This is a genomic window from Pseudomonas sp. FYR_7 (genome assembly GCF_043106155.1).
GTDB classification, from domain to species: domain Bacteria; phylum Pseudomonadota; class Gammaproteobacteria; order Pseudomonadales; family Pseudomonadaceae; genus Aquipseudomonas; species Aquipseudomonas parafulva_B.
Window position 1 is genome coordinate 1 of sequence record NZ_JBICMI010000034.1, and the last position, 21,488, is coordinate 21,488.

19 protein-coding genes and 2 pseudogenes are annotated in these 21,488 nt (G+C 58.5%); 12 read left to right on the forward strand and 9 right to left on the reverse strand.

Features of this window, described 5'->3' with window-relative positions:
• Window positions 1-177: 177 nt before the first annotated feature.
• The 7 genes from ACF8R3_RS08720 to ACF8R3_RS08750 all read right to left on the reverse strand — a co-directional run bounded on the left by ACF8R3_RS08720 (window position 178) and on the right by ACF8R3_RS08750 (window position 8,692).
• Window positions 178-1,500 (reverse strand): ATP-binding protein, encoded by a 1,323-nt coding sequence (locus tag ACF8R3_RS08720; RefSeq protein WP_196186618.1) that lies wholly within the window; start codon window positions 1,498-1,500, stop codon window positions 178-180.
• Window positions 1,497-2,180, reverse strand: a complete 684-nt coding sequence (locus ACF8R3_RS08725) for a response regulator transcription factor (RefSeq protein WP_058604839.1) — start codon at window positions 2,178-2,180, stop codon at window positions 1,497-1,499. The genes ACF8R3_RS08720 and ACF8R3_RS08725 overlap by 4 nt, the downstream gene beginning before the upstream one ends.
• Window positions 2,181-2,570: 390 nt before the next feature.
• Complete coding sequence (locus ACF8R3_RS08730; RefSeq protein ID WP_392515463.1) at window positions 2,571-3,146, reverse strand: DUF2064 domain-containing protein; 576 nt, start codon at window positions 3,144-3,146, stop codon at window positions 2,571-2,573.
• The gene (locus ACF8R3_RS08735; RefSeq protein WP_392515465.1) at window positions 3,143-4,114 is read right to left on the reverse strand and encodes an XdhC family protein; all 972 of its coding nucleotides are present in this window, start codon (window positions 4,112-4,114) and stop codon (window positions 3,143-3,145) included. Before ACF8R3_RS08735 ends, ACF8R3_RS08730 begins: the two co-directional genes overlap by 4 nt.
• 3 nt (window positions 4,115-4,117) lie before the next feature.
• The gene (locus tag ACF8R3_RS08740) at window positions 4,118-5,329 is read right to left on the reverse strand and encodes a cytochrome c (RefSeq protein ID WP_078478839.1); all 1,212 of its coding nucleotides are present in this window, start codon (window positions 5,327-5,329) and stop codon (window positions 4,118-4,120) included.
• A 2-nt stretch (window positions 5,330-5,331) separates the two neighbouring features.
• On the reverse strand, window positions 5,332-5,868 hold the full coding sequence (locus ACF8R3_RS08745) for a (2Fe-2S)-binding protein (RefSeq protein ID WP_023535868.1): 537 nt from the start codon (window positions 5,866-5,868) through the stop codon (window positions 5,332-5,334).
• On the reverse strand, window positions 5,861-8,692 hold the full coding sequence (locus tag ACF8R3_RS08750; RefSeq protein ID WP_392515467.1) for a xanthine dehydrogenase family protein molybdopterin-binding subunit: 2,832 nt from the start codon (window positions 8,690-8,692) through the stop codon (window positions 5,861-5,863). The genes ACF8R3_RS08745 and ACF8R3_RS08750 overlap by 8 nt, the downstream gene beginning before the upstream one ends.
• A 282-nt stretch (window positions 8,693-8,974) precedes the next feature.
• Here ACF8R3_RS08750 and dsbD point away from each other — a divergent pair, with 282 nt between their 5' ends.
• The 6 genes and pseudogenes from dsbD to ACF8R3_RS08780 form a co-directional block, all read left to right on the forward strand.
• The gene (gene dsbD, locus ACF8R3_RS08755) at window positions 8,975-10,696 is read left to right on the forward strand and encodes a protein-disulfide reductase DsbD (RefSeq protein ID WP_392515469.1); all 1,722 of its coding nucleotides are present in this window, start codon (window positions 8,975-8,977) and stop codon (window positions 10,694-10,696) included.
• Window positions 10,696-11,532, forward strand: coding sequence for a TlpA disulfide reductase family protein (locus ACF8R3_RS08760; protein WP_058638438.1), 837 nt, complete (start codon window positions 10,696-10,698; stop codon window positions 11,530-11,532). Before dsbD ends, ACF8R3_RS08760 begins: the two co-directional genes overlap by 1 nt.
• 2 nt (window positions 11,533-11,534) lie before the next feature.
• Window positions 11,535-12,293 (forward strand): thiol:disulfide interchange protein DsbG, encoded by a 759-nt coding sequence (gene dsbG / locus ACF8R3_RS08765; protein WP_058638437.1) that lies wholly within the window; start codon window positions 11,535-11,537, stop codon window positions 12,291-12,293.
• A gap of 423 nt (window positions 12,294-12,716) precedes the next feature.
• The gene (locus ACF8R3_RS08770) at window positions 12,717-13,661 is read left to right on the forward strand and encodes an RHS repeat-associated core domain-containing protein (protein WP_392515505.1); all 945 of its coding nucleotides are present in this window, start codon (window positions 12,717-12,719) and stop codon (window positions 13,659-13,661) included.
• A 15-nt stretch (window positions 13,662-13,676) separates the two neighbouring features.
• Window positions 13,677-13,946 carry an IS66 family transposase zinc-finger binding domain-containing protein gene (locus tag ACF8R3_RS08775; RefSeq protein ID WP_256675192.1) on the forward strand — a complete coding sequence of 90 codons (270 nt, stop codon included), beginning with the start codon at window positions 13,677-13,679 and terminating at the stop codon, window positions 13,944-13,946.
• 33 nt (window positions 13,947-13,979) lie between these two features.
• Window positions 13,980-14,150 (forward strand): annotated as a pseudogene (locus ACF8R3_RS08780) (transposase); the annotation flags it as partial.
• A 250-nt stretch (window positions 14,151-14,400) separates the two neighbouring features.
• Here the strand turns inward: ACF8R3_RS08780 and tnpC are convergent.
• Together tnpC and tnpB are read right to left on the reverse strand one after the other, a co-directional pair.
• Window positions 14,401-15,932: pseudogene (tnpC, locus tag ACF8R3_RS08785) on the reverse strand (IS66 family transposase).
• An 18-nt stretch (window positions 15,933-15,950) separates the two neighbouring features.
• Window positions 15,951-16,310 carry an IS66 family insertion sequence element accessory protein TnpB gene (tnpB, locus tag ACF8R3_RS08790; RefSeq protein ID WP_392515471.1) on the reverse strand — a complete coding sequence of 120 codons (360 nt, stop codon included), beginning with the start codon at window positions 16,308-16,310 and terminating at the stop codon, window positions 15,951-15,953.
• Between the two features lie 507 nt (window positions 16,311-16,817).
• Between tnpB and ACF8R3_RS08795 the strand changes: the two genes are divergently transcribed.
• The 6 genes from ACF8R3_RS08795 (at window position 16,818) to ACF8R3_RS08820 (ending at window position 21,394) form a co-directional block, all read left to right on the forward strand.
• Window positions 16,818-17,024 carry a hypothetical protein gene (locus tag ACF8R3_RS08795; RefSeq protein WP_392515473.1) on the forward strand — a complete coding sequence of 69 codons (207 nt, stop codon included), beginning with the start codon at window positions 16,818-16,820 and terminating at the stop codon, window positions 17,022-17,024.
• A gap of 65 nt (window positions 17,025-17,089) precedes the next feature.
• Window positions 17,090-17,956 (forward strand): McbB family protein, encoded by an 867-nt coding sequence (locus ACF8R3_RS08800; RefSeq protein ID WP_392515475.1) that lies wholly within the window; start codon window positions 17,090-17,092, stop codon window positions 17,954-17,956.
• Window positions 17,953-18,744: a SagB/ThcOx family dehydrogenase gene (locus tag ACF8R3_RS08805; RefSeq protein WP_392515477.1), complete on the forward strand. Its 792-nt coding sequence runs from the start codon at window positions 17,953-17,955 to the stop codon at window positions 18,742-18,744. Before ACF8R3_RS08800 ends, ACF8R3_RS08805 begins: the two co-directional genes overlap by 4 nt.
• 3 nt (window positions 18,745-18,747) lie before the next feature.
• Window positions 18,748-19,953, forward strand: a complete 1,206-nt coding sequence (locus ACF8R3_RS08810) for a YcaO-like family protein (RefSeq protein WP_392515478.1) — start codon at window positions 18,748-18,750, stop codon at window positions 19,951-19,953.
• Window positions 19,950-20,690, forward strand: a complete 741-nt coding sequence (locus ACF8R3_RS08815) for a hypothetical protein (protein ID WP_392515480.1) — start codon at window positions 19,950-19,952, stop codon at window positions 20,688-20,690. Before ACF8R3_RS08810 ends, ACF8R3_RS08815 begins: the two co-directional genes overlap by 4 nt.
• On the forward strand, window positions 20,690-21,394 hold the full coding sequence (locus ACF8R3_RS08820; protein ID WP_078478845.1) for an ATP-binding cassette domain-containing protein: 705 nt from the start codon (window positions 20,690-20,692) through the stop codon (window positions 21,392-21,394). The genes ACF8R3_RS08815 and ACF8R3_RS08820 overlap by 1 nt, the downstream gene beginning before the upstream one ends.
• Window positions 21,395-21,488: the final 94 nt, after the last annotated feature.

The following is a 21,488-nucleotide window of genomic DNA, read 5'->3' on the forward strand; positions in this document are numbered from 1 at the left end:
CTACCGCGCGCTTAGAAGCAAGAACAAGAGCAACTGCAACTGCAATGTTTACAGGTCGAGAAGTCTACCGGAATAGTTAGCAGCCGACATCTTCACCGACTAGAAGAATGCTAGTTTACTCAACCAGGTGTGCTCGGTGTGCTTTTATGCCCCAGAACTTTCAGACAAACCCCAGGATTATCCCGCAGGCCGCGCCGGCACCCGTAAGACCACCCTCAACCCATCACTTCGGCTATCGAACTTCAGGCTGCCTGCACAGCGCTGCACGATTGCCTGGACAATGGCCAGGCCAAGCCCGCAGCCGCTGCTCTGACCATGACGCCAGAAGCGCTCGGTCAGGTGCCCGAGGTCGGCCTCGGCGATGCCCGGCCCGTGATCGCGCACCATGAAGCCCACCTGCCCTTCAGCTGCCTGTACCTCCAGCTCCACCGCCTCGTCACCGCCATGGCGCAGGGCGTTGTCCAGCAGGTTGCGCAGCGCCGCCACCGCTAGCGGTGCGGGCATGCTCAGGTAGACCAGGGCAGCCTCGGGCGGCAAGTTCAGGACGATCCTGCGGTTGTCACCACCCCCGGCGTCCTGCACCGCCTGACGCGCGACTTGCTCGGCACTGCACTGCACACCGTCGTCGAACGACAAGCTACCCTCGACCCGTGCCAGCATGAGCAATTGCTCCAGGGTCCGGTGCATGCGATCGGCACCCTGTTCGGCATGTTCGAGCGCTTGTTCGCGCACCGCGCCCTCGGTCATGCGGGCGACCTGCAGGTGGGTCTTGATGGCTGTCAGCGGGCTGCGCAGTTCATGGGCGGCATCGTCGGTCAGGCGTCGCTCGCGCTCGATGGTCTGGGCAATGCGCACGAACAGCTGGTTCTGGGTTTCCAGCAACGGCTGGAGCTCACTGGGCATGCCCGCCACCTGCAACGGCTCGACACTGTCGGGGCGCCTGCGGCGCAGGGCATCGCGCATGCGATTGAGCGGTTCAAGGCCCTTTCCCAGCCCGATCCAGAGCAAGCCCAGGCTGCCCAGCAAGGCCATCAGCACCGGCGCCGAGGCAGCGAGCAGGATGGACTGATTCAGGGCTTCGCGCTCCATGCGCCGGTCGGCCGTGGTGATGCGCACATCGCCATGGTTGTAAGTAAAGGTGCGCCATGAGGCATCGTCGATGGTCTGGTCACGAAAACCACTGCGCCCGTCATCCATGACGCCATCGTGCTTGTGGTTGCTGGCCAGGATTTCCCCGCGCAGCGAGCTGACCTGGCAGGCCATGCCGTCCGGTACGCTCAACTGGTCGGCCGCGTAGTGGGTACCTTCGCCCTTGACGCTGAGCGGCTGGGGCAGTTGGTCGATCAGGCCGGCCACCATGCGTGCAGATGCCACCAGGCGCTGGTCGAGGGAGAACATCATCTGCTGGCGCAGGTCGCGCAGCATCCAGGCGGCAGCCAGCGCCCAAATGATCACGAAAGCGCTGCCCAGGATCAGGCTCAAACGCACACGTAGGCTCATGTTGGCGTCTCGGTTGGCGCATTGGCAGGGCCCAGGCGATAGCCTAGCCCGCGCACGGTCTCGACGATGCCGTTGCCCAGCTTGCGGCGCAGGTGATGGATATGCACGTTCAGCGCATTGCTTTCCACTTCGTCGTTGAACCCGTACACGCAGTCCTTCAATTGCTCGCTGGATAGCACGCGCCCGGCGTTCTGCAACAGGGCCTGGAGCAAGGCTTGCTCACGACGGGACAGGTCCACGGGTTTGCCGGCCAGGGTCGCCTCGCAGCTGCTGGGGTCGTAACGCAGCGGGCCATGCTCGATCACGTTCACCGCACGGCCGGCGACACGGCGCAGCAGGGTGTGCAGGCGCGCGGCCAGTTCGCGCAGGTCGAACGGCTTGAGCAGATAGTCGTCGGCCCCCGCCTGCAGGCCGTCGACCCGGTCAGTGACCGCATCACGGGCGGTGAGCACCAGCACTGGCAAGGTCTCGCCTTGCTGACGAAGGCGGCGCAGCAGCTTCAGGCCGTCCTCGTCGGGCAGGCCAAGGTCGAGGATCATCACATCGAATTGCGCGGCCTGAAGCATGGCCCGGGCGCCGGCGGCATTGCCCACCCGGTCAACGGTCAGGCCCTGTGCGGCAAGGCCTGCACAGATGCCAGCAGCGATGAGGTCGTCGTCCTCGCAAAGCAGAACGTGCATGGGTGGGGGCTCCCGCAATGGTGTGGCCGGCATTGCAGCGTGAATGGATTAAGGGGGAATTATGGACGCAGGCACAGGGTTTGGGGAAAAGGATTGGGCGGGGATACGTGCAGATTGCCTGACAGTCAACGAGCGGTCTTGCCAGAGCGCCGGACCATGCGGTGCTTAACTTTGTGGGGTCAACTGTCATGCACCACATCTGGAGCCTAGCGGCTTCCCGTGTGGGAGCGGCCCTTGTGCCGCGATGGGCCGCAAGGCGGCCCCGGCACTATAAGCTGCGAAGCTTAAACCTTAAAACAGCGCACTCCCCCCATGGCTGATCCAGCCAGGCCCTTTTTACAGAGATCGCTATCTTCCAGATACAGCGCAGCACAACGTGCCCCGCCCTGCTCAACGCCCTAAGAAGCCCAGCGCCTGGGGCGTATCCACATCCATCAGCACCCCGGCATCTGACACCTCGATCACCGTGCAACTGGCGCGGTTGGCATGCACCACTGCTCTGGCGCCTTCGTCACCGGTCAGCCCTAACAGCGCCGGCCAGAACGCGCGCCCGAAGATCACCGGATGCCCCTGCTGCCCAGCATGACGCGGCAGCACGATGGTAGAAGTGTGGGCGGCCTCGGCTAACTGCCTGAGGGTCGCGGCCTCAATCCACGGCATGTCCCCCAGCAGGATGGCCACCGCCTGCGCATCGCTGTCAGCCAGGGCGGCAACGCCTGCCGCCAGGCTGTGGCCCATGCCCGAAGCCGCCTGGTCACTGACCACCCAACCACAGGCGGTACCCAGGTCGAAGTCCTCGCGGCCCTCGTGCTCGCGCACCACAACGCGCACATCCTCGAACACCGCCTCGGCCCGTTGTACACACTGGGCCAACAGGCCGCGCCCGTCGGGCAGCAAGGCCCGGCGCTTGTCGGCACCGAAGCGCCTGCTGCGCCCAGCGGCCAACACCAGCGCCGCCACCTTCACAAGGCGGCTCGGTCGAGGCCGTTGCGCACCCGCAGTACATCTGCCAACACCGCCAAAGCGATCTCGGCCGGTGTCTTGCTGCCCAGGTTGAGGCCAATGGGCGCATGGATACGGTCCAGCGCATCGGCATTCAGGCCGCCGATGCGTTGCAGCCGCTCGCGGCGCTTATCGGAAGTGGCACGCGAACCCATCACGCCGATGTAGAACGCTTCGGTGCGCACGGCCTCGAGCATGGCCAGGTCGTCGATCTTGGGGTCGTGGGTGAGCGCGACCACGGCGGTGTCGGCATGACAACCGCCATTGAAGATGAATTCCGAAGGCAGCTCGCGGCGTATCTCGATACCGTCGATCTGCACCCCGTCGAGCACCTCCTCACGTGGCTCGCACAGCACCACTTCAAACCCCATGGCTTTGGCGAATTCGGCGCAGTACTGGGCAACACTGGAATACCCCGCCAGCAGCAGCCGCTGGGCGGCACCCACGCGCAGGTGCACGCAGTCGCCGTCACGGTGCACACGCGGCCCTTGACCGGCAGCGTCCGCCAGCCCCTGGATGCCGCTGGGCACCTTCACCTGGCGCAGCACCCGGCGCTGACCCAGCAGCGCGCTTTCCAGCTGGCGCAGATGGTCTTGCACCTGGCAACTGGACGGCAGGCTTTCCACCAGCACGTCCAGCACGCCGCCACAGGGCAAGCTGACCCGCGAGCGCGGGTCGCTGCCATCGCCGTAGCGCACGATGGCTGCCGGTTGCACGAACTCGCCCAGGGCCACGCGTTCAAGAAAATCGTCTTCGACGCAGCCGCCGGACAACGACCCCAGCCACTGGCCCTGCTCGTTGACTGCCAGCAACGAGCCCGGCGCGCGGGGCGCCGAGCCGTAGGTGGCGAGCACGGTGCACAACCACACCGCCTGACCTGTGCTGGACCACTGCAACGCCTGACGAATCACCTGTAGATCGAGATGCTGCACGCTTTACTCCGCTTTCAGCTCGGCCAGCTGTTGTTCACTGAGATCACCGGGCAGCCCGCCCCATGCCTGACGCAGGTAGTTGACCATGTCGGTCACCTGGCGTTCATCGAGCTTATCAGCGAACCCTGGCATCGGCTGCATGCGCTCGAAGCCGGTGAACTGCTGTTCGCGGATTCCGTCGAGTATCACCTTGACCAGGTTGCGCGAATCGGCCTGGCGCAGCACCGTATTGCCCTGCATCGCCACGGCGATGTGCGGCTTGCCCTGGCCTTCCACGCCATGGCAACCGGCGCACACGTTCAGGTATTGCTGGCGGCCGCGCTGGGCACTGTCGCTCATCTGCGCCAGCGGCACGGGCGCGATCACCTTGGCCGCCGGGGGGTTGTCGCCCAGCAGGTAAGTGGCCATGGCGGCAAGGTCGGCGTCTTCCAGGTGCTGAGTGCTCAGGTGCACCACCGGGAACATCTCATTGAACATGCTGCCCTGGGCGCTGATCCCGTGCTTGAGGAACGTGGTGAGGTCCGGTTGCGACCAGCCGCGCTCGGCCAGGTCGGTGGCCAGCAGGCTTGGGGCGAGGTAGCCGTTGAGCAGACCGCCACTCAGGCGCAGGTCCTGCTGCAAGGCGCCGACCGCGTTGCGCGGGGTGTGGCACTCGCCGCAGTGCCCCATGACCTCGACCAGGTACTGGCCACGCTGCCAGGCGCGGCTGCTGCCTTCGACAGGCTGGGCCTGCACGCTCTTGCCGTACAGCATGTTCCAGCCGCTCAGACCCAGGCGCACGTTGAACGGAAAGCGCAGGGCCGTCTGTGGTGCCGGGCGATGGACCGGGGCGATGGTCTTGAGGTAGGCGAAGATTGCATCGGAGTCTTCACGCCGCATCAGGTGATACGAGGTATAGGGCATGGCCGGATACAGGTTGGCGCCGTCCTTGCGCTTGCCTTGGGTAACGGCCGCGAAGAACTCCTCGGCGCTGTAGTTGCCGATGCCGTACTGCTTGTCGGGGGTGATGTTGGTGCCGTAGATGGTGCCAAACGGCGAATGAATCGGCAGGCCCCCGGCAAACGGCGCCCCGCCCTCGGCCGTGTGGCACGCCATGCAGTCGGCAGCCCGGGCCAGGTACTGGCCGCGCTTGAGCTGGGCGTCATCACTGGCCAGCGCCGAGCACGTTGCGGCAAGGCCGAACGCCAGCGCCAGGGCGCTACGGAAAAAGCCCATGCTCAACCCTCCTTCACCAGGCCGAGGTCATCGAGCACCGTGCGCGTGGCCTGGTAGTAACGCACATAGCCGGTGCAACGGCAGATGTGGTGGCCAAGGCTGGCTTCGATACGTGCTTGCACCTCGCTCTTTTTCAGCGGTTGGCGCTGGGCGGTTTCCACCAGCACCGTGGCGGCGTTGACGAAGCCTGGTGCGCAGTAGCTGCACTGGAACGCGAACAGGTCGACGAACTTCTGCTGGATCGGGTTCAACGTAAGGTTGCCGGCCTCGTCCTGCTGGGCGTGGCCCTCGATGGTACGGACCTTCTTGCCTTCGAAGTAATGGGCGCCGGTGATACAGGTGCGCACTTCTTCGCTGGTACCGTCGGGGTTGTCGACGATCACCACGCAGGCGTGGCAGATACCCTGCCCGCAACCCAGACGCGAGCCGGTGAGGTTCTGGTGCTCGTGCAGGTAGTCGATCATTGCCAGGTCGTCAGGGACTTGGACCGGGCCGACCGGTTGACCGTTGAGGGTCAGTTGCAGTGGACGGTTAGCCATTGAGGGCCTCCTGGATACGGGCTGGGGTAATGGGAAGATCGCGTACGCGCTTGCCGATGGCATGGGCCACGGCATTGCCGATGGCACCGACGATCGGGATCATCACCACCTCGGCGATGCCTTTGGACGGGTCGGTGGGTGAAAGCGGCGGGAGGATCTCGCTGCTTTGCGTCCATACCGCCACATCACGCGCGTGCGGCAGGCGGTAGCGGTTGAAGTTCCAGTCGCCCTCCCCCGGCCCGCCTTCGTACAACGGCATTTCCTCGGTCAGCGCATGGCCGATGCCCATGGCAATGCCGCCTTCGAGCTGGCCCTTGACCAGTTCAGGCACCAACACGCGGCCGCATTCGACCCAACTGTGGTGATCGAGCACCTGCACCTGATGCGTGCCCTTGTTCACCTTGACCTCCACCAGGGTGGCGACCGGGCTGTAATAGGTGACCATGGCGTTGTTCAACTGAGTATCGGGGTAGGCGGGGTTCTGACGGTCGAGCAGGTGGTAGCCGCTGCTGGTCATCTGCGCCTTCTTGGCATTAGCGGCGCCGTCGCCGTACTTCACGGCCAACGCGTCGAGCGGGAAACGTTCACGCACGCCGTCGATGACGAAGTCGGACTCAGCCCAGCTCCAGCGGTTGAAGCCGTGCACGCTCACGCCTGTCACCAGGCCCATGGCATGGGCCTTTTCGGCCAGCTGCGCAAAGGGAATAGGCGCCAGGCCGTTGCCGGTCAGCTCACCGTTGACCCACACAGCGTTTTCCCGACGCACCACCAACGGGTTGGCCTGGCCGCCATGCGGGCCCTGGGTCCAGATAGCCATGGCAGCAGGCCATAGGCCGTGATTGAACAACGCGCGAGCTGCCTCGCGAGTGGCATGGCTGAAGTAGAACGCCGAGTTGGTCGCCGACGAGGGTGAGGCCAGTTTGCCAACCCAGCGCGGGTTACGCAGGGCGGCATCCTGTTCGGCCTGGCTGATCAGGTACGGGTTGCCGCTGGTGGACAGTTGCAGCTCGGGCCACTCGGTGACGGCCGTGAGCACGTCGTCGGCCGAACGGCCCAGGAAATCGCTGACCACCAGCGCCTGGGAGGTGGACATGCCGGTGCCCAGCTCGGTGCCGATGTGGCGCAGGCTGATGCGCCCGTCGCGGCTGAACTCGATGCTGGCCATCGGCGCTTCGGCGCCGGTGCCGAAGTCTTTCTGGCAGATGGCAAAGCCGGTGCCGTACCAGTGATCCGGGTCGCTGGCCTCGCGCCGTTGCTTGCGGGCATCACGTTCACGCCAGCCTTCGTGCTGAGCCGCCTTGTCGAGGATCTCGTGCAGGCGCAATGCACCGGCTGGCACCGCACCCTGGGTGTTCTTCATGCCCGACTTCAGGGCATTGTTGCGCCGCAGGTCGATGGCATCGACGCCCAGGCGGCCGGCCACTTCGTCGACCATCATCTCGGTGGCGGCCATGCTTTGCAGGGTGCCGTAACCGCGCATGGAACCGGCTTCCACTGCCCGCGAATGATAGGCAGTGACTGCCAGATCGTTCTGCGGCATGTAGTAGATCGACTGGGCAGCGGTCGCGCCCACGGCGGCGACGGAGGGGCTGTAGTTGATGCGACCGCCGCCGTCACAGCTCATGTCGGCACGGAAGATCTTGAAGCTGTTGTCCTTCTTGTCCACCGCCAGTTGGTAGCGGATGTCGAAAGCGTGGCGCTTGATGCCGCTCTGGAATTGCTCGTAGCGGTCGTTGGCCAGGCGCACCGGCACGCCCTCGCCGTACAGCGCCGCCACGGCAGCGTAGAAGACGAAGATGTTGTTGTCCTTGGAGCCGTAGCCAACGGTGTAGCCTGGGTGCATGTTCAAGTGCTTGAGGCCAAAGCGTGACGGCTTGATCATGTGCACGCATTCCTGCGCGGCCTCGAACGGGCACTGGGTCGCCACGACGAAATGCAGGGTGCCGCTGGCCACGTCGAACCAGCCGTTGCCGTTGTCTGGCTCCAAGGCCGCCGGCTCGATGGAGGGGGTCTTGAAGCGCTCGTCGAAGACCAGCCAGTCCTCGGGCGGGTTGGCCAGCTGTTCGGCCATGCGGTTGGCGTAGAACAGGCCCTGCTGGGTCAGGTCGCCGTGTTGGTTGGGCGACTTGGACCACACCGGCTTGCGGTTGAGGATAGTGGGAAACAGCGGCGAATCCTTCAGGCTGGAGAATTCGTCCTCGTCGAACGGGGTGGCACCGCCAACGCGCACGAAACGGAAACTGCCGTAGGGGTCACGCTGGTACAACGGCGCCTGGGCACCGTAGCGAATCACCTGGTCGTTGAATTGCAGCAAGCGCTTGGCCTGACGGAAGCGCTCGAAGTCGTGCCAGATCAGCAGCGCGACCGGATGGCCGATGAACATCGGTACCTTGCCAGGGGGCAAGAGTGGGTCTGGCGAATGCGCCTCGGGCCAGGCTATGCCGTCGCGCTCCAGGTCGGCAGCGGTGACGATGCGGTCCGGCTGCAACTCGGCACCCAGCAGGCTGAGGTCGTGGCCTTCGTAGAGGCGGTCGGCCTTGGTGGCCTTGAGCAACAGTGCATGGCCTTGCTGCGCAGGCCAGCCGGGCATGTCCTTGGCACGAATGTCACGGGCGAAGACCTTGTTGCCACAGACTTTCGACAACGCGTCGTTACGAAAGCGCGCCTTGCCATCATGGTTCATCCATTTGAGCGGCGAGGCGGTAACCCGGTCCTCCATCAGCGCGGCGAACGCCTGGCTGCCAAGCGGCGCCATCGTCACGCCGACGCCAGCGATCAGGCCGCCTTGCAGGAAGGTGCGCCGGGAAATATCACGGTTGGACATGCTTGATCCTCTGGGCAGCAGGGGGTGCTGCCCATGTGTTCTTAATTCTTGTGCAGGGGTCGAGAGGGTCGAAACCCTGTCGTGCAGGTCAGGAAAAACTGACTTGAATGTCAACTTTACCGCAATGACACCATCACAAGCAAAGTCAAGCTGACATTGTGTCGCGGTATTTCGCCCAACCCTGAGGTCAACCGTCTTGCGTGAACCTTATTCCCGCGTTAACAGTGGGTTAATCGCTCCTTGCCAGCATGGCCCCATTCCACGATCTGCCAAGGCAAACTCATGCGCGTTCTTTTGCTGTTACTGATGGTGCTGCTGGCTGGCCCAGCGCAGGCCAACCCATTCGCCACCAAGCCTGACTTTCTGCCCGTCGAACAGGCTTTCGTGCTGACCCATGACCGTCAGGCCGACGGCTCTACCCGCCTGTATTTCCTGATTCAGCCGGGCTACTACCTGTACCAGAAACGCCTGAAGTTCGACGGGCTGCCCAAGGCCCAGCATCCACCCCTGCCTGCGGGCATCAATCACCATGACGAATTTTTCGGCGACAGTACCGTCTACCGCGAACAGCTTGAGCTGACAGTGCCACCCGGTGCGCAGGGGCAGTTGCGTCTTGGCTGGCAAGGCTGCGCCGATGCGGGCCTGTGCTACCCCCCGCAGACGACGCTGATCGACCTGGGCGGCGAAGCTGCGGTCGCCGCCCAGGAAGCTGAACAGGCGAGCGATCAGGCGTTGGCCAGCGGCCTGCAGCACGGCAACCTGGCCTGGAGCCTGCTGGCGTTCTTCGGCCTGGGCCTGCTGCTGGCCTTTACGCCCTGTTCGTTACCGATGCTGCCAATTCTCGCCGGGCTGGTGCTGGGCAATGGTGCCAGTGCACGGCGCGGCTGGCTGCTGGCTGGCACTTACGTGCTGAGCATGGCCCTGGTGTATGCCGCCTTGGGTGTGGTGGCCGCGCTACTGGGCGCCAGCTTGCAGGCCTGGTTGCAACAACCCTGGTTGCTGGGCAGCCTGGCCGCGTTGTTCGTGTTGTTGGCCCTGCCCATGTTCGGCGCCTTCGAACTGCAATTGCCCGCTACCCTGCGCGACCGCCTGGACCGCGCCGGCCAGGGCACGCGCGGTGGCAATCTGTATGGCGCCGCGTTGCTGGGCGTGTTGTCCGGGCTGCTGCTGGGCCCCTGCATGACCGCGCCGCTGGCCGGGGCTTTGTTGTATATCGCCCAGAGCGGCGACGTGCTCCAGGGGGCGCTGGTGCTGTTCAGCCTGGGGCTGGGCATGGGGGTACCGCTGCTGCTGATCGTGACCCTGGGCAATCGCTTCCTGCCACGCCCTGGCGCCTGGATGAACCTGGTCAAAGGCATCTTCGGCTTCGTGTTCCTGGCCATGGCGCTGTACACGGTGCGCAGCCTGCTGCCAGCCAGCTTGCTGTTGGCCCTGAGCGGGGCCTGGCTGATCGCACTGGGCTGGACCGCCTGGCCTGCGTTGCAGCGCCTTCCGGCGCTGCGCATTGCGCCGTTGCTGGCGACCTTGTGGGGCGGCCTGCTGTTGATCGGGGCCGCTGCCGGCGGCAGTGACCTGTGGCAACCGCTGCGCCCCTTTGCGGGTGGGACTGCAGTCGCCACCGCCTCGCCTGCCCACGATGCCTTCGTCACCGTGAGCACGCCCGAGGCGTTGCAACGGGAACTGGACACGGCCAAAGGCCGTAACCAGTGGGTACTGCTCGATTACTACGCCGACTGGTGTGTGGCGTGCAAGGTCATGGAAAAGCAGGTGTTCAGCCGCAGCGACGTCCAGGCCGAACTGGCCGGCGTGCACCTGCTGCGCCTGGACGTGACCACCGATACACCGGCCAGCAAGGCGCTGTTGCAGCGTTACCAGGTGCCTGGTCCGCCTACCCTGATCTGGCTCGGGCCAGACGGCCAGGAGCGGCGGGCAAGGCGCATCACCGGAGAAGTGGATGCCGCCGCCTTCGTGCAACAGTGGACCCTTACCCGGAGCCAGGGCTGATGCTGACCGTGACCCTAGGACCACTGACCATGGCCCTGAACCATCTGGTGCTGCTGTGTGCCCTGGGCATCGCCAGCGTGGTTGGCTGGTGGGTGGCAAGGCGTGGCGGCGAGAGCCCCGAGTCCGCGCTGTTCAATCTGTTTCTGATCGGCCTGTTGTGCGCGCGGATCGGTTTTGTCGTGGCGTACTGGTCGATGTACCGAGGCGATCTGCTCCAGGTCATCGATATCCGCGACGGCGGTTTTCTGCTCTGGCCTGGGCTTGTGGGCATCAGCCTGGCCGCTGTGTGGCAAGGCTGGCGGCGCCCTGGCCTGCGCAGGCCATTGGGCTGGGCGCTGTTCAGCGGCGCCTTGTTCTGGGGGTTGGCCAGCTTTGGTAGCCATCTGTACAGCAAGGGGACCGAACTGCCTGCGATCACCCTACGCGACGCTGCAGGCGAGTCGGTGGCGTTGCAAAGCTATCGGGGCAAGCCGCTGGTGATCAATATCTGGGCAACCTGGTGCCCGCCCTGTCGTCGGGAAATGCCTGTGCTGCAACAGGCGCAAGGCGAGTATCCCCATGTGACGTTCCTGTTCGTCAACCAGGGCGAGACACCTGAAAACGTCAGCACGTTCCTGGCCACCACCGGCTTGAGCCTGACCCACGTGCTGTTCGACGGCACTGGCCTGCTGGCCCAGCGCGTCGGCTCCATGGCCCTGCCTACCACCCTGTTCTACGACGAGGGCGGCCGCCTGCTCGGCAGCCACTTGGGCGAGCTGTCGCGCGCCAGCCTGCGTCACGCCCTGGAATCCTACGAACGGGCCACCACGCCCGAACCTGCCGCACAAGGACATTGACCATGCGACTGCCTGCACTCCTCCCGCTCACCGTTTGCTTGCTTGCCAGCCCTGCCCTGTATGCCGAAGACCTGCCCAAGGCGGTCCAGCAATTGCAAAGCAAGGGCGCCGTGATCAAGGGCAGCTTCGATGCGCCCAACGGCCTGCGCGGCTATGCCGCCGAGTATCAGAACAACCCCCTGGCTCTGTACCTCACTCCTGACGGCAAGCACGTGCTGGTGGGCAGCCTGTTCGACGAGCAGGGCCAGGACCTGAGCGCCGCTCCACTGGAGAAGCTGGTGTACGGCCCCATGACCCAGGCGTTCTGGCAAAAGATGGAAAAGTCTGCCTGGATCGCCGACGGCAAGGCCGATGCACCGCGCAAGGTCTACCTGTTCAGCGACCCCAACTGCCCGTATTGCAACATGTTCTGGGAACAGGCCCGGCCATGGGTGGAATCGGGCAAGGTGCAGCTGCGCCACATCATGGTCGGTATCATCCGTGAGGACAGCCCAGGTAAGTCGGCAGCACTGCTGGCCGCGAAGGACCCCGCCAAGGCCCTGCAGCAGCACGAGAAAGCCGGCCGGGCGAGCACCCTCAAGGCTTTGGACAAAGTGCCAGACGACGTGCAGCAGAAGCTCGCCGCCAACATGGCCCTGATGCAGGAGATGGGGCTGCAGGCCACACCTGCGATCTTCTATCAGGACAGGGAAGGCAAGGTGCATAGCCAGCAAGGGGCGCCACGGCCGGAAATGCTAGGGACGATTTTGGGTAAGCGGTAACGGGGCATGAGCGCGGGATCGGCTTGGCGCGGTAGTCGATCCCTCATCGGCACAGACCAGAGCCCAAGCCTCGTTCGAGATTTTGCACCGCTTCGCTATCATAGGATTACTTTCCGTTGAGGGCTGAGGAATCTAAAAAAAACCCTTTCGACGGCAGCGCAATGACCGGGTTTCTAAGAATTTCGTACAGAGCCTAGAAACGAGAAATTGGATTGGGTACTTGAAGATTTGTACCCGCCCGATTATCGAGGCCATTAAGCGCTGCGCAAGCTGGGCCGATTGCAGCTTCACCTAGTATTTATGTCAGTTGTCGTGCGGCAGTCGTGTTGAGAAACTGGTAACCTACCTATCTGCCCACACAGGGTTTCTAAAATGATACTAAGTACTGACACTAAGTTGATGTTTTACCAGAACGGTAAGCTAATGACAGTGCGAGGAGACCGAAGCACACGCACCGCCTTCCGTGCGGGTCATCAACCTTTGGCAGAGACAAGCACTGACATTCAGTGCCATCCACTCCTGCTATTCACGGATGGGAAGGGTTCAGCACTTACAACAAAGAGCAGTCAACAATCAGAATCTCATGCACATTCCCCCTACGGACACACATCACCACCATCACGAACACTGACAAACTTCAACGGCGAAAACTTAGAACTACATACGCAATGTTACTTACTGGGTAATGGATACCGCGCTTTCAGCCCCTCTCTAATGCGATTCATATCACCTGATAGCTGGAGTCCTTTTGGGGCAAGCGGAATTAATGTCTATATGTATTGCGCAGGCGATCCGGTCAATTACACAGACAGCTCCGGACATATAAAGTTTTGGTTTGCGAGAAGAAATAAATCTAACGGAAATGTTATTCGCGCTCTGGTCGATGCGGCGAAAACCCATCAATCAATTTCAAAGGCCATAGTGCCTCCTAACTTCAGCGCACCACCAACCTATGATCAAGCCAAAGCAACCGCTATAACTAACCACTTTAATTCATTAGTAAAAGACGCTAGAGAGAGAAGCAAAGCTATTCCTATAGATCACCCTATTAACGGTTCGCGGCCTCCTCAGTATACGCCCAGACCTTACGCGGATCAGAGGACTTTGGACCTGACCTTGAGACACCTAGATACGACATCACCGCTTAGTCACATCGAATATGAAGCTCAAGTGGAATCGCTGGCCGCGGCCTCGTTTGCAGCCGGCATCGACACACATGGCCTGCCCCTTCCCGGCCGCGACACAGACACAATGTTCGCACAAGATTCCCTTTACCAAAAGTTAGTCCAAGCTTCGATTGCCTTGAAATTTCGGCGGTGGAAAACATTTTATCTTGAGAGCCACTTGTCATCTGTGCGATCTAATTAACTACACACCCACTGCATGAGAGCTGCCAACCGCACTAACCGCAACAGATTTGGGTGCCGCAAGCATGCCATCCGTGATGAGTTCAGGGAACAGCTCGAAATCGTTCCGATGCAGATCTGTGTGATCAAGCACATCCGTAAGATTTACGGTTGCCGTGACTTCGAAGCCGCACCAGTGACAGTCGACAAGCCAGCTCAATTGATCCAGAAGAGCTTGGCCAGCTTCAGCGTACTGGCCATGCTGCTGACCACTAAAGTACATCGATGGTCTACCCCTTCATTGTGACCACAAGGTACTGGGCCGCCAGGGCATCGATATTCCAAGGCACACGTTGGCGCGTTGAGTCATCCAGTGCAGGAACACTTCCAGCCGCTGCTGAACGTGATGCGCGACAGTTTGCTGGCCAGCCAGGTCATCTACTGCGACGAAACCCGTATTCAGGTATCGGAAGAGTCTGACAGTGAGCCACGCAGTCAACACTGGATGTAGGTACAAACGGGTGGCCTGCCAGGCAGGGGCCTGGCTGCGCCACGCACTGGAACAGCTAACGCATGCGTCGACAGTTGGTGACTACGAATCGCTGTTGCCGTGGAACTGTGAGCCCGTAATGCCACGATCTACTGAAACCTCACCTTGCGGGCAGGTGGGGTTCATGGACCGGCGCAGTGAACACGCTTGAGAAAGGTGAAGACGGGTAAGCGCTCCATAAACCCCACCTACTCAAAGATGGGGCGGTGCGTCAGCGATGCCCTTGACGCACGCAATTCCACGGCAGCAGGGCTTCGTAATTCTCCACCGAGGACGCCTGCGGCAGCTGTTCCAATGCGTGGCGCAGCCACGCATTAAGCTCTTGGCCGTTGGCTTTGGCGGTTTCGACCAGGCTGTAAAGCTGGGCGCTGGCAGAGGCACCTTTGGGCGTGTCACTCAAGAGCCAGTTCTTTCTACCGATGACAAACGGGCGAATGGCGCGCTCGGCAGCGTTGTTGTCGATCGGCAAGTATCCGTGTTCGACGTAGCGTTCCAATTTGCTCCAATTGCTGGCCAAGTAGCCGATAGCTTTGCCCAAGGCATTCTGCGATGTCACCTAAGGTTGCGTTTTCTCGACCCAGCTTTTCAGCTGAGTCAGCAATGGCAAACTGCGCTCCACGCGGGCAGCTTTACGAACTTCATCGCTGCTGTCCTTCAAGTCGCGCTCGACGCCATAGAGCTTGTTGATCAGGTTCAACGCGATGTCAGCGCATCCGGTCTTGCCCTTGGGCTGTACTTTTTGTGCCTCAACGAACTTGCGCCGCGCATGTGCCCAGCAGCCTAGGCGCTCAACGCCATCCTGCGCTCCGAGAGCGTTGTAGCCAGCATAATCATCGGTCATCACATAGCCGCGATACCCGTCCAGCAGGCGAGTCGGTACCTCCTGCGCTCGGATGGTGGAGTAGTCGAAAAGGATGACTGACTTATCGGGCGGGCCGCCAATTTGTACCCACATCCAGGATTGGCTACCCGGTTCGCGGTCAAGCTCTTTCAATACCTGTACCCGAGTCTCATCGCAATGAATGATGCAGCTATTCAACAAGCTGTCGCGCATCAGATTCAGCAGCGGCTGAAAGTGCTCGCCGCACTGGCTGACCCAACGTGCCAAGGTTTGACGCGAGATATCGATGCCGTGACGACCGAGCACTTTCTCGAAGCGATGAAGTGGCAGGCCGTCCACGTATTTGGTGGTCAACAACATCGCCAGCACGCTGGGGCTGGCCATGCTTTTTTCGATCATCTGAGCGGGTTTATCCGCAGTCACCGGCGCTGACTCGCAGTCGCGGCAGCCGTAAACCTTGCGGATGTGCTTGATGACCCGGATCTGCATTGGGACAATTTCGAGTTGCTCGCTGACTTCTTCGCCAATGGCGTGCTTGCGGCAGCCGCACGCACACGTCAGCTCGTGCTCAGGCAGTTCATGGAAGACCTCGACACGCGGCAGATCACTGGGCAGTGGCTTGCGTTTGCCGCGGCGCTTGCTCGGTGCAACAACTTCTTCATCAGAAGCCTCGTCAGCCGGCTCTGCCAGGCTTTCTGCTTCGTCAAAGAAAGGGAATTGGGGCGTAGCCGAATCGTTGGTCTGCTTTGTCTTACGGCCGAATAACCGCTGGCGGAGCAGCGCCACCTCTTCTTCCAGATGAACGATTTGCCCTTATCAGACGCGCGCTCATTGATCATTTGCTCAAGCAGTTGCTTGAGCAAAACCGGATCGTCAGGGAGGGTGTCGGGCATGGAAATCATGCCGCGGATTATACCGAATCAGGCGACGTAGCGAGGCATCAGAACTTGATGTGGGCGGTTGCGCCAGAGGTCGAAGCCGTCGAGTAGCCAGTTGAGTTCCTGGACGGTCAGGATAATGGCCTCGTCGGTGGGGTCAGGCGATGTTTTGAAGCGCTCCGAGTCGAGGCGCTTGAGCCAAAGGCAGAAGCCGTTTCGCTCCCAGTATAAGATCTTCACGCGGTTTCGCGTTTTGTTGAGAAACACGAAGAGCACGGGGTCGACCAACGCCACTTTGATGTCCAGTTCGACCAGTGCGGCCAGACCGTCAATGGACTTTCGAAAGTCGACTGGCTTGGGATAGAGGAAGACTTTTTCGACTTTGGCGTCGGGACACATCATGGCGCGCGGGCTCCAGAAAGAAATCGGGAGCACAGCATCCGGGATCAGCTAAGCGCTTTGAATGTGGGGTTCGTGGAGCGCTTACTCAACACGGACGTCCGTTGAAGAATCAAGGAATTTAACCTAACAGATGTCGAGTAGCCGGGCGCAATTGAGCGGAATGAACCAAGAGATATTTACAATTTGAAACGATTTGAAAGGCAATTTCCCTCCCCCTTCGTACCAGTTCTATTTATCTGAAAACCGAACCATCAGACGTAGCAAACCAATAGTTCCGACTACTAAAAAGGCAATGAGCTACTTCCAACGAAGATTTTTCCCACAAGTTGTGTGTTTCATGACCCATCACTAGGAAGACCCTCTCAGAAGAATCCTACTCCCCGAGAATTTTTTAAAGCACTATCCAGCCTGAACAAGAGAGAATAATAAAATATAAATTTTGACATTGCTGACCATTCTGACTAAACCCAGTTGACCCCGACTTCCGGGGCATTCTTAGGAGTTGTTATGGATATTCAATTTGGTTTTTCTCTGGTCAGCCTCAAGGGTGAAACAGGCTGTGATATGGAAGCCGAGTTCTTCGGTGGCTCAGGCGGCGCGGGTGGCTGTGGCGGGAGCGGTGGCTGCGGGGGAGGCGGCGGATGTAGCGGTGGAAGCGGTGGCAGCGGCGGTAGCGGTGGCAACGCACTCACTCAAGTGGAAGTAAACGACTGAACAATCCGCCAATAGGTATACCGGTGCCAGGGTGCGCCGGTATACCTCTGATCGAGACCTAGAATATGAGCTCAATAAGAATATATAACTACGAAATTCTTAACTTTGATCCAGAACCGGTGATTTTCTCGGCAGCAGGCTTCACACGCATCACTGAACCCAAATTGGTAACTGCATTAAACCACTTGACTGAATTTAATTCACAACTTATACATAACAGCGAACTTCAAGACCTCCTGACAAACAACTCACTCGAACCAGAACCTACAATCGAATTCCTGAAGTCTCTTTCAATCATCAAAGAATCACAGCAACCACCACACATTGAGCGCGTTATTTTGTGGTTAGACTGGAAATTGCCAAGCGCCGTTGAAGACTGGCTAACAGAAAGCAGTGGCGGATTACTGAGCATCGTACACAACTGCCAACTAAGCACCGAAAATCGAGTAAATCCTACATTATTCATTCTCGCTCACAGCAAGCTAAAGCCGGCAAGCGCGAGGAAAACTTATTTTGAACTAGCCAAAAATAATCCCGATGGTGCCATTAGCATTGGCTTCATCAGCAATCACTACTTCCACCTTACGGAAGCTTACGTACCCTCCATTGGAAATCCGTGTGCTTTTTGCACACTGGATAGAATTGCCCACTACGAAACTATTCGCGGGAGCAATCACCAGTGGAGCAAAATTTGGAAGTTTTGCAATACAAGCAACATCGATCTTCCGAGGACACATTTAAACCCCTTGCAGAGCGCTTTGATTCTAGGCGCCATTGGCGACTTTGCCTCGAGGTTCACCCACCTACCAAAATCAGGTATCACGCAGGACGCTTTCTTACTTTCAAAGACGTTAAATCTAACTGATGGATCACTCATAGAAGAAAGTAGCATTCACTGGCCGCTGTGCGAATGCATTGGAGATAAACCATGAGCCTATCACACGACCACTATATGAGATACATATCCTTCCAAACACTTGAAGAAACACTGACCTTTAATTCCAAAGGAAATTATGTCATAAACAAGATCAATCGCCACGCGACAAGACTTCATCAGATTCCTGATAAAGAACTTGCAGCAATGACAGGAAACGAATTACTCCTAAATGTCCTAGAAACTGATACTACACTTCATCCAGAACAGCTTGCCCCGCTACCCCCTGAACACCCACTTCACAGAAATGAATCATGCACGTATTTCTCACAGAGGGCGATTGACTTTTCACTCATCCAAGCACTGGCTGCACCCATTGTCAGAAAACATGATCATGCATATAAGCGTGGGTATCCTAGTGGAGGCGCCCTTTATCCTGTAGAGGTTTTTTTTGTAAACCTCAACCATGATTCAAATAGCTGGCCCGGATCATGCGACGTTTTACATCTTTTACCCAACTCAAGAAGCTTTGAAGTCCACAGTCCTGACATCAATATTGCCGATGTCACATCGGCTATTCTCCCTCTTGATCAAGAAATTGGAGCACCCTCGGCAGCACTTATCTTCTTCGCCTACCTTCCAAAAGCGCTATTCAAGTATAAACAGCGCGGCTATCGACTAGCAGCCATGGAGGCTGGCTCCATGTACATGCTGGTGGATTTGCAGTGCAAAGCGCTCAACCTCAGAAGTAGACCCTGGTCAGGATTTACCGACTATCAAGTGACGCAAGCTTTAAATCTCAATCCTGGGCTGTTTATACCTCTGTGCGTACAATTCATAGGGTGAAGCATGAATCATTATAATGAAATACATTTTCAGTTACTTCCCGATTTTGAATTTCATAGACCTGCTGCGGTTAAGCATCTACCTCACAGCGTAGAATGCGGGAGTCGTTGGCGTACGACTGGCTCAAGCGCCGGTTGGAACAGCGAGGTGGTCAAAGCCGCAAATGGCGAGCATTTAGAGCGTAAGCACTTTTATCTGGACATTGAGGTCAGCGATAAAAATCCAATCAGTCAAGGGCTGTATCCAAATGAGACCGCTGCGCTGACTTCAGCATTAGCTCAAACCGCAAAAGAAAACTCAAAGACCGAAATATCCTCGCATCGTTTTGACAGGACAGAGGTGTATCGAATCGTTGACCTCTCTCGCTGCTCGATACCTACAGCCCTCATCACACTAAACTCATGCTCAGACACTGATGACAACAGGTTTTATCCTAATAGAGATACCTGCGGATGTAGCGCACATTCAAATCTCGAATTAGCAATACTGGGCGCTATCAAAGAAGCACTGGAAAGACAGTTTCTTCTCAGATGCTGGCTGACAAAAACTTGTTCTAATGTCATCTCCTTGAGCGAAGCGACCTCGGCGCTATCCGGTCGCGCAAGCAAGAAGCTCCTGAAAGCGCTTTCTAACGCTGGCGACATCGCGCTCTTGGATCTTACAGATAAAAGATTTCCAGGTCGCTGTGTTCTAGCGTGTTATGGCGACGACTCAGCTAAACCTAAGCCTGTCAGATTCTGCGCCGGAATGTCCTACGCCTCTGACCTTGAAAGCGCACTGGAAAAATCTTTGATAGAGCTTTGGCAAACCTTTCGCTACATGCATTCATTCTCCTCCACAGCTAAAGATATCAATGCAATTGAAGATTCATATTTGCGCCACTTCTTATCATGCAATCGATACTCAACCTATAGCGCAATGACTTCCGTCACTTCCACATCTCCGAAGTGCGATAATGAGCATGCTCAGCAAAATTTTGATACTGCTACGCTTATGCGTACGCTAAAAACCCTTAAATTCGATGGTTATCTTTATGTGAGCACCACGGCCTGCGCAGAAAGCATTGTTTATTTCTGCAAGTACACATCTCCAAATCTCTTTCTACACATGAACAATTCGTCGCACTTCAACCTGCACAACAGATACTCTCAGGACTTCCAAGACCAATTCATCGTCGAACAACTCAACACCATGGTACCTTTCCCATGACAGCAAAAAAAACCATAACAAAACACACATCGGTCAGGCTTTTCCATATCTCCCTAATTCTTCTAAAAGAGCACATTAGAGACACCTCAAGCTTTTTATGGACTTCAGCTGCACCCTGCATGCTTTATTTCATTGTGGCCGGAAGCTCAAACTTACCCTACCTGAAACAAGCGGGTTGGTTCTATGCCTATATCTCTGCCAACGTCGCCTTTTTTGGATTCAGTTTTTACTTAATCGGCAGGCGAGAGAGCGGCTTTACCCGTTCTTTTATTTATCGGAAGAGGCCAATGCTATTTTTTCTTACCGCTCAAATGATCAGCTATGCGCTGATGAGCTTATTTTACGCATCGCTATTCTATTTAATCACCAAACCGTTACATGGCCCCTACTCACTACAAGAATACACGTTCATCCTTGCATGTTTTTCAACCAGTTATCTCGGCTTCACACTTATCGGTTTAATTATAGCCTCTCTCCCCCTCACGTTCGGCACGGCCGGCACCCTTTTCTCGCTTCTGTCATTCCTCATGCTCGTCTCGAGCTTTCTCGGCGCTGCCACCGTTGAGTCCCGGCACCCTGTAGTCATGCTCCTTAACCCACTAATTGTGAGCACCCAGCTTTTTCACGGCGACCTTGCTCTCGGAATGGTCTTCCCACCCTTATTCATGCTGTCCATCACAGCGCTCTACCTGACAGCCAAGCATTCTAGAATTCAACCGGTTTGGAGCCGTTACTGATGCGCCTACTGACCCTCACCGAACTTTCCTTCTCGTACCAAAAAAGGCTTTTGTTTCACAAGATAAATATCGACTTATCGCCCGGCGAAGCAGTGGGCATTCTAGGCTGCAACGGTGCCGGAAAGACCACACTGTTCGACATTATCAGTGGACTTCGGTATCCGACGGGTGGCGTGATTTGCAATAATGCTCGTCACCCCACCTACCTGACTCAGATCCTTACACCGCCTCCACAGCTTCGAATGGGGGAGGTTTACAAACTCATTACGCTTTTAAATATGCCAACATTGCTAAGCATTGATCAGGCCATCGTGCGCCTTGATGGGTGGTCTCCCGCATTGGGCCGGCGCTTTTCAGAGATTGCACAAAAAAAGGCGTCCAAATGCAGTTACGGGGAAGTGCGCAGCTTCATCAGCTTGACGCTCTTGTTGACGGGCAGTGACTTGATCATGCTCGACGAGCCGACCGCGGGGGTAGACCCTGAATTTCGGCATTATATTTGGTTGGGCATCAAGAGCGCCTGCCGTGAGGGCGCCAGCGTCATGATATCGTCCCATTACACACAGGAAATCGTAGATAACTGCACCCGCTTTTACATGCTTGCCCATCAACAACTTCAGGCATTCGATAACGCAGATCAATTGCTGGCTAGGTACCAAGCCAACTCACTGGATGAGGCGTTTATAAAGGCGCTAGCTGTATGATCGGTCACTCAAGTCGTTATCACAGGCGCAGTGAACACGCTCGAGAAAGGTGAAGACGGCAGCTTGCGAGGCCCCCTTGAGCCGCGACCCGAGC

Excerpts from the sequence above, each read along its gene's own strand:
- ACF8R3_RS08820 (WP_078478845.1), top strand. The coding sequence starts at position 20,690 with ATGCGCCTACTGACCCTCACCGAACTTTCCTTCTCGTACCAAAAAAGG.
- ACF8R3_RS08740 (WP_078478839.1), bottom strand. The coding sequence starts at position 5,329 with ATGGGCTTTTTCCGTAGCGCCCTGGCGCTGGCGTTCGGCCTTGCCGCA.
- ACF8R3_RS08815 (WP_392515480.1), top strand. The coding sequence starts at position 19,950 with ATGACAGCAAAAAAAACCATAACAAAACACACATCGGTCAGGCTTTTC.
- dsbG (WP_058638437.1), top strand. The coding sequence starts at position 11,535 with ATGCGACTGCCTGCACTCCTCCCGCTCACCGTTTGCTTGCTTGCCAGC.
- tnpB (WP_392515471.1), bottom strand. The coding sequence starts at position 16,310 with ATGATGTGTCCCGACGCCAAAGTCGAAAAAGTCTTCCTCTATCCCAAG.
- ACF8R3_RS08760 (WP_058638438.1), top strand. The coding sequence starts at position 10,696 with ATGCTGACCGTGACCCTAGGACCACTGACCATGGCCCTGAACCATCTG.
- ACF8R3_RS08770 (WP_392515505.1), top strand. The coding sequence starts at position 12,717 with ATGACAGTGCGAGGAGACCGAAGCACACGCACCGCCTTCCGTGCGGGT.
- ACF8R3_RS08725 (WP_058604839.1), bottom strand. The coding sequence starts at position 2,180 with ATGCACGTTCTGCTTTGCGAGGACGACGACCTCATCGCTGCTGGCATC.
- dsbD (WP_392515469.1), top strand. The coding sequence starts at position 8,975 with ATGCGCGTTCTTTTGCTGTTACTGATGGTGCTGCTGGCTGGCCCAGCG.
- ACF8R3_RS08795 (WP_392515473.1), top strand. The coding sequence starts at position 16,818 with ATGGATATTCAATTTGGTTTTTCTCTGGTCAGCCTCAAGGGTGAAACA.
- ACF8R3_RS08800 (WP_392515475.1), top strand. The coding sequence starts at position 17,090 with ATGAGCTCAATAAGAATATATAACTACGAAATTCTTAACTTTGATCCA.
- ACF8R3_RS08775 (WP_256675192.1), top strand. The coding sequence starts at position 13,677 with ATGAGAGCTGCCAACCGCACTAACCGCAACAGATTTGGGTGCCGCAAG.
- ACF8R3_RS08720 (WP_196186618.1), bottom strand. The coding sequence starts at position 1,500 with ATGAGCCTACGTGTGCGTTTGAGCCTGATCCTGGGCAGCGCTTTCGTG.
- ACF8R3_RS08805 (WP_392515477.1), top strand. The coding sequence starts at position 17,953 with ATGAGCCTATCACACGACCACTATATGAGATACATATCCTTCCAAACA.
- ACF8R3_RS08750 (WP_392515467.1), bottom strand. The coding sequence starts at position 8,692 with ATGTCCAACCGTGATATTTCCCGGCGCACCTTCCTGCAAGGCGGCCTG.
- ACF8R3_RS08810 (WP_392515478.1), top strand. The coding sequence starts at position 18,748 with ATGAATCATTATAATGAAATACATTTTCAGTTACTTCCCGATTTTGAA.
- ACF8R3_RS08745 (WP_023535868.1), bottom strand. The coding sequence starts at position 5,868 with ATGGCTAACCGTCCACTGCAACTGACCCTCAACGGTCAACCGGTCGGC.